This window comes from Streptomyces composti (assembly GCF_012034205.1).
Taxonomy (GTDB): domain Bacteria; phylum Actinomycetota; class Actinomycetes; order Streptomycetales; family Streptomycetaceae; genus Streptomyces; species Streptomyces composti.
Window position 1 is genome coordinate 1 of sequence record NZ_JAATEM010000054.1, and the last position, 13,269, is coordinate 13,269.

Genomic DNA, 13,269 nt, shown 5'->3' on the forward strand with positions numbered 1-13,269 from the left:
CCGGGACGGACGGCATACCGAGCGAGACAGCGGTCATCTCGTCACCCCTTCGCGGCGGAGGAGGGCTTGGCGTGGCCGGTGCCACCGGAGACCGTCTCGCGCATCGCGCGCAGCGACTCCTTCAGGGACCCCATGGTGGCGAGGACCGCGGTCGGCTCGTAGCCGCAGTGGGCCATGCAGTTGGCGCAGCGCGGGTCCTTGCCGCGGCCGTAGCGGTCCCAGTCGGTGTCCTCGATCAGCTCCCGGTACGTCGGCACATAGCCGTCGGCCATCAGATAGCAGGGGCGCTGCCAGCCGAACAGGGAGTAGTTGGGGATGGCCCAGGCGGTGCACGGGAAGTCGACCTTGCCCTCGAGGAAGTCGAGGAACAGCGGCGAGTGGTTCAGCCGCCAGCGGCGCCGGTTGCCGTTCGCGAAGGCCTTCTTGAACAGCTCCCTGGTCTGCTCGACCCCGAGGAAGTGCTCCTGGTCGGGAGCCTTCTCGTAGGCGTAGGCGGGGGAGATCATCATCTCGTCGACCTGGAGGTCGTCGTTGAGGTAGTTGAGCACCTCGATGACGGTCTGCGGGGTGTCGGTGTTGAAGAAGGTGGAGTTGGTGGTGACCCGGAAGCCGCGCCGCTTGGCCTCCTTGATGGCCGCCACCGCCTCGTCGAACACGCCCTCCTTGGCGACCGACTCGTCGTGCCGCTCCCGCAGCCCGTCGATGTGCACGGCGAACGCGAAGTACCGGGACGGGGTGAACTTGTCCATCTTCTTGCGCAGCAGCATGGCGTTGGTGCACAGGAAGACGTACTTCTTGCGGGCCACCAACTGACGCACGATCTCATCGATCTGAGGGTGCATCAGCGGCTCGCCGCCGGCGATGGACACCATCGGGGCACCGGACTCCAGCACCGCGCCGACGGCCTGGGCGACCGGCATGCGCTGTTTGAGCACCCCGGCCGGGTGCTGGATCTTGCCGCACCCCTCGCACTTGAGATTGCAGGCGAAGAGCGGTTCCAGCTCGACGATGAGCGGAAACTTGTCCCTCCGGCGGAGCTTCTGTTCGGCCAAGTATGTAGCGACCTTGATGGACTGGCGCAGCGGCATGGCCATCTGGCTCACCTCCTGGGGAGCAGCAAGGAACGGTGCCATTCGTAGAAAGCCGGGAGTACGGAACGAAGAACACGGAAAGCCGATATTCCACCGCGCACCGTGCCGATCCGGACCAGTTCATGTTCTGGAGCGTCCACGACCACCCGGACGGCCGCAACCGGGCGCGCTCCCGCGCGCACGGCGGTCAGCAGGGTGGCCGCCGACTCCATGTCGGCCGCGATCGCGCCGGTCGCCAGCAGAGCGGACCGTTCGTGACCGCGCACCACATGGTCGGACCCGGTGAGCGGCCCGGTGTGGACGGTGCGGCCGGGCACGGCGCGCACCAGCTCCTTCACCAGCCGCTCGGTCCCCACGCAGGGCACGCTGCCGCGCGGGTCGCGGGTCTCCTCGGCGACCACCAGGTCACCGGGGTGCATGCCGGGGGCGAGCCCCGCGCAGAAGCCGGTGGCGAGCACCGCGGCGTCGCGCAGGGCGGGGCCGGCGAGCACTCGGGAGACGGCCCGCTCGGCAGCCGCCGGCCCCATCCCGGTACGCAGCACGGTGACCGGCCCGCCCGCGCCGCCGCGCTCGCTCACCCGCAGGGCGAACTGCTCGATGCCGAGCGCGCAGGCGATCAGCAGCGGAGCAGGGGCGGGCTGGGTGGTCATCAGCTTCCCTTCGCCTCGGCGCGCCGGTGTTCCCCGGTGGCGGCGCCCTCCCGGCCGGCCGGCCGCTTCGCGAACGGGTCCCCGTTGACGTACCGGCCGAGCGCGGTGAGCGGGAAGACCTGCCGGTACAGGTGGTAGTTGATGGAGAAGTCCCAGGGGAAGCCGGTGCCGGTGAAGTACGGCTCGTCCCAGGAGCCGTCCTCCCGCTGGGTGGCGGCCAGCCACTCGATGCCGCGCTCCACGGCCTTGGACTCGCGTTCCCCGGCGGCGAGCAGCGCCATCAGCGCCCAGGCCGTCTGGGAGGCGGTGGAGGCGCCCCGGCCGGACCACTCGCGGGCGTCCTGGTAGGAGCGCAGGTCCTCGCCCCAGCCGCCGTCGTCGTTCTGCACCGACTCCAGCCAGGCGACGGCCCGCCGGATCGCCGGGTGCGAGCCGGGGATGCCGGCCGCGGTGAGCGCGGGGACGACGGATCCGGTGCCGTAGATGTAGTTGACGCCCCAGCGTCCGAACCACGATCCGTCGGGCTCCTGCTCGGCGAGCAGCCAGCGCACCCCGCGCCGGGTGCGCGGGTCGTGGGCGAGGCCCTCGGCGGCGAGCATCTCCACCACGTGCGCGGTGACGTCGGCGGACGGCGGGTCGATGACCTCACCGAAGTCGCAGAACGGCAGCCGGTCGGGGAGCGGGCTGGTGTTGTCCACGTCGAAGGCGCCCCAGGCGCCGTTCTTCGACTGCATGCCGAGGTTCCAGCGCACGCCTCGGGCGATGGCGTTGTCGACCCGTTCGGGGTCGTGGTGCCTGACGCGGCGCAGCGCGAGGATCACCTCGGCGGTGTCGTCGATGTCGGGGTAGTTGTCGTTGTGGAACTCGAACGCCCAGCCGCCCGGCGGGAGATGGGGCCGGCGCACCGACCAGTCGCCGGGGCGGACGATCTGCTCGCCGAGCATCCAGTCGGCGGCCTTGACCAGCTGGGGGTGGTCGGGGGGCAGGCCCGCGTCGGCGAGGGCGATGGTGGCGAGGCAGGTGTCCCACACCGGGGACTGGCAGGCCTCGATCATCCGGGCCCCGTCCTCGCGCCAGACGGCGAACCGGTCGAGGGAGGCGAGGCCCTCCCGCATCACCGGGTGGTTGAGGTCGTAGCCGAGCAGGTGCAGGGCGATGATCGAGTAGACGGCCGGCGGCTGGATGCCGCCCCAGCAGCCGTCGTTCTCCTGGCGTTCGATGATCCAGCGAGCGGCGGTGTTCATGGCCGCCCGGCGCAGCCTGCGCGGCACCACGCGGCGGGCGGAGTGCAGCGCCTTGTCGAGCCGCTGGAAGACGCCGTCCCAGGTGTTGGCCGGGGCGAGCGGCCTCGGCGGGTTGGGGACGGCGGGGTCGGTGTGCAGCTCGTCGAGCGGGAACGGCGCGGGCCGCACCGGCCGCTTGGCGGAGACGATCGTCAGCGGGACGATGGTCTGCCTGGCCCAGCAGGCGAAGTCGTAGATGTTCAGCGGCACCCAGGTGGGGAACCAGATCAGCTCGGGCGGGAGTTCGGGCAGGTCCTCCCACTTCCACCAGCCGAACAGGGCCAGCCAGATCCGGGTGAAGACGCGGGAGGCGGCGATGCCGCCCTGTTCGCGGATCCACGCGGCGGCCTTCGCCATGTGCGGGGCGTCGGGCGCGTCCCCGGCCAGGCGCAGCGCGACATAGGCCTCGACGGTGGTGGAGAGGTCGCCGGGGCCGCCGTGGAAGGTGGCCCAGGTGCCGTCCTCGCGCTGCTCGCCGCGGATGAACAGGGCGGCGGCGCGCGTGGTGTCCTCGTCGCGGATGCCGAGGAACTGACGCAGCAACAGGTCCTCGGCGTCCATGGTGACGTTGGTCTCGAGGTCTCCCTTCCACCAGCCCTCGTCGGACTGGCGGGAGAGCAGGAAGTCGGTGGCGCGCCGCATGGCGCGGGCGGCCGCCTCGGCCGCCCCGGTCGCCTGCGGGGTCTCGGTGTCGGTGTCGTTGGCCGCGGCCACTCGGGGCGGCAGGGCCGCCCCGGTGCTTCCGTCGGTCGTCGCTGTCATGGCTTCCCCTTCGTGCAGTCCTGCAAGCCGTGCGTCTGCTGTGGGTCCGCCGTCGGCCGGTGGCTCGCTCCCCTCACCACCGGCCGGCGACTACGCGAGGGTTGTTCGACCGATAGTGATCATCTCTTTCGTACGACGACGAAGTCCGCGAGCGCAGTGAACCGTTCCCGCACCTGCTCGGGCATGTCCACTGCGTCGAGGGCCTCGATGGCGATGGTGTGCTGACGGCGCGCCTCCTCGGCGGTCCACTCGCGGCCGCCCGCCTGCTCGATGAGCGCGGCGCGGGCCGCGAACTCCTCCTCGGAGAAACTCTCGAAGTCGCTGCTCTTGGCGTCGGCGGCGAGCAGCTCGCCGAGCTTCTCGGCGGCGGGTCCCTCGGCGGCCAGGGCGGCGACGACCGGGAGGGACTTCTTGCGCTGGCGCAGGTCGCTCCAGGTCTGCTTGCCGGTGGCCTCCGGGTCGCCCCAGATGCCGAGGAGGTCGTCGACGGCCTGGAAGGCGAGGCCGAGGTGGTAGCCGTACGTCTCCAGGGCGTCGGCGGTCGGGTCGTCGGCGCCGCCCAGCACGGCGCCGATGGAGCTGGCGCAGGCGAGCAGGGCGCCGGTCTTGTTGCCCTCCATCTCCAGGCACTCCTCGACGCTGACGCGGTCGCGGTGCTCGTAGGAGATGTCCTGGGCCTGGCCGTCGATCAGCGCGCGGGTGGCGCTGGTCAGGCGGCGGGCGGCGCGGCCGGCCTCCACGGTGCCGAGCTCCAGCAGCACCTCGTTCGCGAGGGCGAACAGGGCGTCGCCGACCAGGATGGCCTGAGCGGGGCCGTGCACCTTCCAGACGGTGTCGCGGTGCCGGCGCTGTTCGTCGCCGTCCATCAGGTCGTCGTGCAGCAGGGAGAAGTTGTGGACCAGTTCCACGGCCACCGCGCCGGGGATGCCGGTCTCCGGGCGGGCGCCGGTGACCTCGGCGGACAGCACCGCGAGGGCGGGGCGCACGGCCTTGCCGCCGTCGCCCTCCGCGGGCCTGCCGTGGGCGTCGATCCAGCCGAAGTGATAGGCCGCGACGGTGTCCATGGGCGGGGCCAGACGGTCTACGGCCGCCCGCAGCACCGGCGTGGCCAGGGTCCGGCCGCGCTCCAGCAGCGCGGACACGTCCACCGCGGTCCTCCGCTCGGCCGTCGGGGCCGGGGGCACAGTGGGCACAGTCTCTCCTCTTGTAGCGGTACCGGGGGTGCGGGGTTCTGCCGCGCCGGGCTGCTGATCGGACATCAGGCCGCCTCCTCGATCGGGAAGAGGTGCCTCGGGCGGGGCCGGCCCAGGGCGTGCAGCGCGGCGTCCGCCGCTCCGACGCCGCTGCGGACCGCACTCTCCATGGTCGCGGGCCACCCGGTGGCGGTCCACGCTCCGGCCAGGTACAGGCCGGGGGCTCTGGTGCGGGCGCCGGGGCGCAGCCGCCCGACGCCCGGTGCGGGGGCGAACGTGGCGGTGCGTTCGCGGGTGACGAAGAAATCCTCGACCCGGGCGTCGCGGGTGCGCGGCAGCAGCCGGTGCAGCTCGGGCAGATAGCGCTCGCGCAGCTCGGCCACCGGCGTGTCGATGTCGTCGTACGCCACGGACTGGGACAGCGCCAGGTACTGGCCGCGGGTCAGGCCGGAGGCCTCGGTGCGGTCGAACACCCACTGGACGGGGGTGCCGAGCGCGGCCAGGAAGGGCCGGGTGAGCACTGTGCGGTCGTAGACGACATGCACGTTGACGATGGGTGCGGTGCCGATGCCGAGGAGCCGTTCGGGGGCGTCGAGGGCTCCTGCGGGCAGCAGGTCGTGGGTCTCCCGCTGGGGCACGGCGAGGACGACGGCGTCGGCCTCGACGGTCTCGCCGGGGACCCGGACGCTCCATCCGCCGTTGCCGTCGGCGGAGAGGGAGGTGACGCGGGTACGGACCTCGGTGCGCACGCCCGCGGCCTCGAGCGCCTTGCGGGCCAGCCGGTCGTGCAGTTCGCCCAGCGGGACGCGCGCCCAGCCGATGTCGGCGGCGCCCGGCTCGGACAGCAGGCCGGTCTTGAACACCATCGCGGCGAGCGCCAGGGACGCTTCGGCGGCTCTCGCGTTGAGGGTGGCGGTCCCGACCAGGTCCCACAGGGCCTCGACGGCGCGCGGCGTCTGACCGTGCGCGGTCAGCCAGGCGCCGAAGTCCTGGGTGTCCAGCGCCGGATCGCCGGGGTCGAGCCGCTGGAGCGCGAGCGCGGCCCGGACGGCTCTGGCCCGGTCGGCGAGCGTGAGGTGCGGGTAGGTGGCGAGGCTGCGGCTGAGATGCAGCGGCACGGGCAGCGGGTCGCGCCGCAGCCGGCCGAGTCTGCGTCCCTCGGGTCTGCGGACGTCGACGACGGGCACGTCGAGACGGTTCTGCAGCGGGGCGAGGTCCGCTCCCCCGATGCGGTCGAGGAACCAGCGGTAGGCGGTGCAGCAGCGCAGGTAGACGTGCTGGCCGTTGTCGACGGTGAGTCCGCCCCGCTGGAAGGAGAAGGCGAGTCCGCCGAGTCTGGGCCGGCCTTCGAGCAGGGTGACGCGGACGCCCGCGTCGGCGAGCGCGAGCGCGGCGGTGACGCCGGCGAGCCCGCCGCCGACCACGACGGCGTGCCGTCCTTCCGTGGTGCCGGCGTACCGGCCCTCGGACCGCGTGACACGGGTCATCGTGCGCCCTCCCCCCGACGGCCGGAGTGCGTGAAGCGTGAACGACCTGCCGTCTCAGTCTGGGACGCACCCCTGCCGCGGAGGGTTGCCCGCCGCTTGCCGTCGGGGTCGTCGCCGGGGACGGGGGTCTCCGTTGTCTCCATCAGGCGCGCCTCCTGACGGTCCGCCGGGTCACGTGCCGGGCGTCCAGGCCGGACAGCCCGCGCACGGCGACATACGCCTTCTCGCGCCCGGGCAGCGAGACCCGGCCGCGCAGCACCGCCTCCGGGTCGCGTTCGATGCGGTCGAGGAGGCGGCGGTAGATGCCGGCCATGGCGGCGACGCAGGCGCCGCTGCGCCGGTCGAGCAAGGGAAGCAGACGGTAGCCCTCGGCGAAAAGGGCGCGGGCCCGACGCACTTCGAAGTGCACGAGGCCCGCGAAGTCGGAGCCCTCCGGTGGCCGTGGCCCGCGGAACCCGGCCGAGCAGCCGAATTTCGCCAGGTCGTCCGCCGGAAGATAGGTGCGGCCGCCCTCGGCGTCCTCCCGGATGTCCCGGAGGATGTTGGTGAGCTGGAGCGCGAGGCCGAGCGTGTCGGCATACTCGGGCGCGCGTTCGGCGCCGCGCGCCCCCGGTACAGTGCCGAACACGCCGAGGGAGAGACGACCGATGGCGCCGGCCACACAGCGGCAGTAGACCTTCAGGTCGTCCCAGGTCTCGTAGGTCTCGCCGCGCACATCCATCTGCACGCCGTCGATCAGCTCGTCGAGCCCGCCGAGGGGGATCGGGAAGTGCCGGGCGGCGTGCGTCAGGGCGACGGCCACCGGGTCGGTGTCGTCCTCCTCGACGGCCCCGGCACGGATCCGCCCGAGCAGGGCACGGGTCTCCGCGAGCCGGGCGAGCTTGACGTCGTCCGCCAGCACGCCGTCGCCGATGTCGTCGACGCGCCGGGAGAAGGCGTACAGCGCCGACATCGCGCGCCGCTTGGGCGTGGGCAGCAGCCGGATGCCGTAGGCGAAGTTGCGGGCCTGCTGCCCGGTGACGGCCTCGCAGTAACGGTAGGCGGCGAGTACCGGTGCGGACGCGTGCGGTTCCGACTCCACGGTCCGGATCACCCCTCTCCTCGCAGGGTCACGCCCGCCTCGCGCAGCAGCGTCAGCTTGCCGGGCCGGGGCGGGCCGGGAAGTACGTCGAACTGGGCGGCACGGATCGCGTCCAGCGCCGCCCTTCCCCCCGCCACGAACCCGGCGAGCAGCAGCCTGAGCCTGCCCCGGACGCTGCTCACCAGCGCATCGCCCTCGCGCAGCAGCGCCCGGGCGCGCTCCGCCTCGAAGGCGATCAGGGCCCGCAGCGAGGCGCCGGCGGTGGGGGCGGCGAGGTCGGCCTCCTGGACGTGGAAGCGTTTCATGTCCTCGGCGGGCAGATAGATCCGGTCGCGGCCGAGGTCCTCCGCCACGTCCTGGAGGTGCTCGACGATCTGCAGGGCGGTGCACACGGCGTCGGAACGGCGGACGCGCTCGGGGCTGACGGTGCCGGTGACGGCGAGGACGAGACGGCCGACGGGGTTGGCGGACAGCTCGCAGTAGGCGAGCAGGTCGTCGTAGGTCTCGTAGCGCGTGACGAGCTGGTCCTGCCGGTTCGCGGCGATCAGCGCGAGGAAGGGCCCGGGGGTCAGTGCGCGCCGCCGCACGACCGGCTGGAGACGGCGCAGCAGGGGGTGGCGGGGGGTGCCGTCGAAGACCCGGCGCAGGTCGGCCTCGAAGGCGTCCAGAAGAAGCAGCCGGTCGTGCGCCTGTTCGGGTGAGACACCGAGGAGGGCCGCGTCGGCGCCGCCGGGGGCGAGGTCGCCGTCGCCGATGTCGTCGACCAGCCGGGCGAAGCCGTAGACGGCCATCAGATCGGCCCGCCAGGCTCCGGGCAGGAAGAACGGCGCCACGGGGAAGTTCTCCGCGGCGGCCTTGTCGAGGGTGGCGCGCTCGGGGTCGGCGGCACGCGCCGTGCCGGGCGGCGTCATCGTGTGCTGCCCGGGGCGGGGACGGCGCATGCTGCGTTCACCTGGGGAGTTTCCGTAGCCATTGCCGTCACATCTCCCGTTCTACACCGCCGACCCAATACACACTATTTCGGACACGCCGCCGGGACTTCCGCCCGGTGGCCGCTCCGGACGTGTCGCGCATTATGGCCCTGATTGCCGCCTTTGGGCACCGGTACAGCTTACGTTGTACAACGCGAAACCGACCGCCGGGGTGAACCGCACATCACAACAACACACCGATCGGCGTCAAGATTCCTGCGGGAAACAGGAGTTGGTGTGTTCTTTGCACACGCCGGGCCCCGCGGAGCGTCTCCGGCGGGGCCCGCTGGGCTCATCGGGTCATTTGGAGGTGAACTTCTCGTACTCCTTGAGCACCTCGTCGGTCGGCCCGTCCATGCGCAGCTCGCCGCGCTCCAGCCACAGCACCCGGTCGCAGGTGTCCCGGATGGACTTGTTGTTGTGGCTGACCAGGAACACCGTGCCGGCCTGCTTGCGCAGCTCGCGGATGCGGGCCTCGGACCGCTTCTGGAACTTCCGGTCGCCGGTGGCCAGCGCCTCGTCGATCATCAGGACGTCGTGGTCCTTGGCGGCGGCGATGGAGAAGCGCAGGCGGGCCGCCATGCCGGACGAGTACGTGCGCATCGGCAGGGAGATGAAGTCGCCCTTCTCGTTGATGCCGGAGAAGTCGACGATCTCCTGGTAGCGCGCCTTGATCTCCTCGCGGGACATGCCCATCGCCAGCCCGCCGAGGATCACGTTCCGCTCACCGGTGAGGTCGTTCATCAGGGCGGCGTTCACGCCCAGCAGGGACGGCTGGCCGTCGGTGTAGACCTTGCCGCGCTCGGCCGGGAGCAGCCCGGCGATGGCGCGCAGCAGGGTGGACTTGCCGGAGCCGTTGGAGCCGATCAGGCCGATCGCCTCACCCCGGTAGGCGACGAAGGAGACCCCGCGCACCGCGTGCACCTTGCGCACGCCCCGCGCCTCGTCGTCCTTGCCGCGCCGCAGGATGCGGCTGAGCGCGGCGGTGGCGCTCCCCTTGCCGGACCGGCCGGCGTTCACTCGGTAGACGATGTGCAGGTCGTCCGCGATGACGGTGGGGACACGCCCGGACTTCGTGCCGTCGTTCTCCTCAGCCACGGCCGTACCTCTCCTCCGCCTTCCAGAAGTAGATGAAGCCCGCCACGCCGATCAGCAGCGCCCAGCCGATGCCGACCGCCCAGATGTGCGGGGGCAGGTAGGTGGAGTCGTACTCGTCGATCATGGCGAAGCGGACCAGGTCCATGTAGACCGCGGCGGGGTTCCACTGGAGCAGGTCGGGCAGCCAGCCGGGGACGTCCTTGTCGGCGAGCATCGCCGGGATGCTGAACATCACGCCCGAGGCGTACATCCAGGTACGCAGCACGAACGGCATCAGCTGGGCCAGGTCGGGGGTCTTGCTGCCCATGCGGGCGAAGATCAGCGCGAGGCCGGTGTTGAACACGAACTGCAGCAGCAGCGCCGGCCCGATCAGCAGCCAGGACCAGTCGGGATAGCTGCCGAACGCCAGCATCACCGCGACCAGCACGACCATGGAGAACAGCAGCTGCTGGAGCTGCTGCAGCGAGAACGAGATGGGCAGCGAGGCCCGTGGGAAGTGCAGGGCCCGCACCAGGCCCAGGTTGCCGGATATGGCCCGCACACCGGCCAGCACCGAGCTCTGGGTGAAGGTGAACACGAAGACGCCGGTCACCAGGAACGGCACGTACACGTCGCTGGGGATGCCCCGCTTGGCGTCCAGCAGCAGACCGAAGATGAAGAAGTACACGGCCGCGTTCAGCAGCGGCGTCGCCACCTGCCACAGCTGGCCGAGCTTCGCCTGGCTGTACTGGGCGGTCAGCTTCGCCTGGGAGAAGGCCATGATGAAGTGACGCCGGCCCCAGAGCTGACGGACGTACTCGATGAGGGACGGCCGGGCGCCGCTGACCGACAGCCCGTACTTGGCGGCGAGCTCGGCCGACGTCAGACCCTCGTCGGGCGACACGGGCGCGCTCACCGCGACCGTGCCGTCGTGCGTTGTCTCACTCACTGGTGGAAAACTTTCGTCCTCGAGATGCGCGGCCTTGATCGGCCATGGCCTGAGCCGGGGAGCCGAGGTGCGGCCCCGGGATGTTCCCGGATACGAGCTTGTCAGATCACCGGGGGCCGGCCCAGTCGGGTCAGCCGCCACACCGTACGCCACTTCATGGGCCGGCGCGGGCCGCAGGGTGTGGTCCACCCTTCCCGGAATCCGCCGAACCACGCCTTGAGCGCCGCGCGTGTGGGACGACGCACAAGGGTGAGCAGCACCCAGGCGCCCAGATAGACCGGGACCAGCGGCGCGGGGAGGTTGCGGCGGGCCAGCCAGACCCGGTTGCGGGCGATCATGCGGTGGTAGACCGCGTGCCGCGAGGGCGCCGTCGTCGGGTGGTGGAGCACCATGTCGGCGCGGTACTCGATGTGCCAGCCGGCGTCGAGCGCCCGCCAGGCGAGGTCGGTCTCCTCGTGGGCGTAGAAGAAGTCCTCCGGCAGCAGGCCGACCTCGGCGAAGACCTGGGTGCGCACCGCGTTGGCGCCGCCCAGGAAGGTGGTCACCCGGGAGGAGCGCAGCGGGTCGGAGGCGCGCAGCCGGGGCACGTGGCGGCGCTGGGTGACCCCGGTCTCGGGGTCGGCGATGCGGAAGCTGATGATGCCCAGGCGCGGGTCGGCGGCGAAGGCCTCCCGGCACAGCTCGGCGGTGTCGTGGCCGGCCAGCAGCCCGTCGTCGTCGAGGAACAGCAGGACGTCCACGTCGCGTCCGGCCGGGCCGAAGGCCTCGATGCCGGCGTTGCGCCCGCCGGGGATGCCGAGGTTCTCCGGCAGCTCGACGGTGCGCACCCCTTCGGGGAGGCCGGACACCGGCGAGCCGTTGCCGACGACGACGACCTCGACCGGGTCGCCCTCCTGCTTGGCCACCGAGTCGAGCAGGGCGCGCAGCTCGTCGGGGCGGTTGCCCATGGTGATGATGACGGCCCCGACCTTCAAGGCGCTCACCTCAGCCTGCTCGACGCGAGGATCGACACCAGGTGCAGCACGGTCTGCAGCATCGCGATACCGGCCAGGACGGCGGTGCCGAGGCGGGTGAAGAACAGGTCGCCGTGGATCTGGTCGGCGATCGCCAGGACCAGGATCAGCAGGGACGCCTCGATGCCGAGGATCAGCCGGTGGAACTTCAGCGCCGCGGCCGCCCTGCGGGCCAGCGCCATGCCGGAGGAGCGCGGCTCGGCGGCGGCCTCCTTCACCGGGGGCAGCCCGCCCTGGTGGCGGGCGACGCCGACCAGGTCGGTCTCGGCCTTCACCAGGATGGCGCCGAGCGCCGCGAGGGTGCCGAGGAAGGCCCACAGCCAGTCGATCCGCCCGGAGCCCCACGGGTCGGCGGCGCGCAGACCGAGTCCGACCAGGACGGCCGCGTCGCACAGGTAGGCGCCGACCCGGTCGAGGTAGACCCCGCCGAGCGAGAACTGCTTGCGCCAGCGGGCGATCTCGCCGTCGACGCAGTCGAGCAGCAGGTACAGCTGGACCATGACCACGCCGAGCACGGCGCCCCAGATCCCGGGCACCAGCAGGGCGGGCGCCGCGAGGACGCCGCAGACGGTCATCAGGTACGTGAGCTGGTTGGGGGTGACCCTGGTGTTCACCAGGTAGCGGTCGACCCGCAGGGACACCTCGCGCATGTAGAGGCGTCCCATCCAGTGCTCACCGCTGCGCCGGTCCTTGACCCCCTCGGGGTGCACGACCGGACGGAGTTCAGCTACCGATGGCCTTGACATAGTCGGCGTAGACGTCCTTGATCTGGTCGGTCTTCAGGTCGAGGTGTTCGAGGATGGTGTAGCGGCCGGGGCGGGTCTCCGGGGCGAACTCGACGGCCCGGACGAACTCGTCGACCGTGAAACCGATCTCCTCCGGGCGCACCGGCAGCCCGTGGCGGCGCAGCACCGCGGCCATGTTCGCCGACTCCTCGTGCGCCCCGCGCAGATACATCGCGAAGGCGGCACCGATGCCGACCTGCTCGCCGTGGGCCGCGGCCCGCTGCGGGAAGAGCAGGTCGAAAGCGTGGTTGATCTCGTGGCAGGCGCCGGAGGAGGGGCGGGAGTCGCCGGAGACCGACATCGCGATGCCGGTGAGGACCAGTGCCTCGGCCAGGACCTGGAGGAAGTCGTCGTCGCTCGCGCCGCCGGGGTGCCGCAGCACCGCCTCGCCCGCCTGACGGGCCATCGCCGCGGCCAGACCGTCGATCTTCTCGCCGTTGACCCGGTGGGACAGCTCCCAGTCGGCGACCGCGGAGATGTTGGAGATGGCGTCGCCGATCCCGGAGCGCACGAAGCGCACCGGCGCCTCACGGATCACATTCAGGTCGATGACGACGGCGATCGGATTGGGCACGCCGTAGGAGCCACGTCCTGCGTCGTTGTCGAGGGTGGCGACCGGGGAGCACAGACCGTCGTGCGCCAGGTTGGTGGCCACCGCCACGAGCGGGAGGCCGACGCGGGCCGCCGCGAACTTGGCGCAGTCGATGATCTTTCCGCCGCCGAGCCCGACCACCGCGTCGTAGTGGCCGGCCTTGATGCCGCTCGCCAGCCGGACGGCGTCGTCGATGGTGCCGCCGCCCACCTCGAACCAGGTCGCGCCGGGCAGCGAGGGCGCCACCCGCTCCCGCAGCCGGGCACCGGAGCCGCCGCTCACCGCGACCGCGAGCCGGCCCGACTGCGAGATCCGCTCGTCGGCGAGCACGCACC

At 72.0% G+C, this 13,269-nt stretch carries 13 protein-coding genes; all 13 read right to left on the minus strand.

Annotation, left to right across the window (positions count from 1 at the left end):
- Positions 1–41: 41 nt before the first annotated feature.
- Positions 42–1,094, minus strand: coding sequence for an adenosyl-hopene transferase HpnH (gene hpnH, locus HCJ93_RS28560; protein ID WP_167998730.1), 1,053 nt, complete (start codon positions 1,092–1,094; stop codon positions 42–44).
- A gap of 5 nt (positions 1,095–1,099) precedes the next feature.
- Positions 1,100–1,741, minus strand: a complete 642-nt coding sequence (locus HCJ93_RS28565; protein WP_167998731.1) for a phosphorylase family protein — start codon at positions 1,739–1,741, stop codon at positions 1,100–1,102.
- Positions 1,741–3,786, minus strand: a complete 2,046-nt coding sequence (shc, locus tag HCJ93_RS28570; protein WP_167998732.1) for a squalene--hopene cyclase — start codon at positions 3,784–3,786, stop codon at positions 1,741–1,743. Before shc ends, HCJ93_RS28565 begins: the two co-directional genes overlap by 1 nt.
- A 119-nt stretch (positions 3,787–3,905) precedes the next feature.
- Complete coding sequence (locus HCJ93_RS28575) at positions 3,906–5,045, minus strand: polyprenyl synthetase family protein (RefSeq protein ID WP_167998733.1); 1,140 nt, start codon at positions 5,043–5,045, stop codon at positions 3,906–3,908.
- A complete protein-coding gene (hpnE, locus tag HCJ93_RS28580) occupies positions 5,045–6,466 on the minus strand; it encodes a hydroxysqualene dehydroxylase HpnE (RefSeq protein WP_167998734.1) in 1,422 nt (473 codons plus the stop codon). The genes HCJ93_RS28575 and hpnE overlap by 1 nt, the downstream gene beginning before the upstream one ends.
- Positions 6,463–6,609 (minus strand): DUF6380 family protein, encoded by a 147-nt coding sequence (locus HCJ93_RS30305; RefSeq protein ID WP_373563628.1) that lies wholly within the window; start codon positions 6,607–6,609, stop codon positions 6,463–6,465. Before HCJ93_RS30305 ends, hpnE begins: the two co-directional genes overlap by 4 nt.
- The gene (hpnD, locus tag HCJ93_RS28585) at positions 6,609–7,559 is read right to left on the minus strand and encodes a presqualene diphosphate synthase HpnD (RefSeq protein WP_167998735.1); all 951 of its coding nucleotides are present in this window, start codon (positions 7,557–7,559) and stop codon (positions 6,609–6,611) included. Before hpnD ends, HCJ93_RS30305 begins: the two co-directional genes overlap by 1 nt.
- A complete protein-coding gene (hpnC, locus tag HCJ93_RS28590) occupies positions 7,556–8,458 on the minus strand; it encodes a squalene synthase HpnC (RefSeq protein ID WP_167998740.1) in 903 nt (300 codons plus the stop codon). Before hpnC ends, hpnD begins: the two co-directional genes overlap by 4 nt.
- A 360-nt stretch (positions 8,459–8,818) precedes the next feature.
- Entirely contained in the window at positions 8,819–9,616 is a 798-nt protein-coding gene (locus tag HCJ93_RS28595) for an ABC transporter ATP-binding protein (protein WP_167998736.1), read from the minus strand.
- The gene (locus HCJ93_RS28600) at positions 9,609–10,544 is read right to left on the minus strand and encodes an ABC transporter permease (protein WP_167998737.1); all 936 of its coding nucleotides are present in this window, start codon (positions 10,542–10,544) and stop codon (positions 9,609–9,611) included. The genes HCJ93_RS28595 and HCJ93_RS28600 overlap by 8 nt, the downstream gene beginning before the upstream one ends.
- Before the next feature lie 101 nt (positions 10,545–10,645).
- On the minus strand, positions 10,646–11,491 hold the full coding sequence (locus HCJ93_RS28605) for a glycosyltransferase family 2 protein (RefSeq protein ID WP_167998741.1): 846 nt from the start codon (positions 11,489–11,491) through the stop codon (positions 10,646–10,648).
- Between the two features lie 32 nt (positions 11,492–11,523).
- A complete protein-coding gene (locus tag HCJ93_RS28610; RefSeq protein ID WP_167998738.1) occupies positions 11,524–12,267 on the minus strand; it encodes a CDP-alcohol phosphatidyltransferase family protein in 744 nt (247 codons plus the stop codon).
- Between the two features lie 13 nt (positions 12,268–12,280).
- Positions 12,281–13,269 (minus strand): iron-containing alcohol dehydrogenase family protein (locus HCJ93_RS28615; RefSeq protein ID WP_167998739.1); only part of this gene is annotated, 989 nt, incomplete at its 5' end.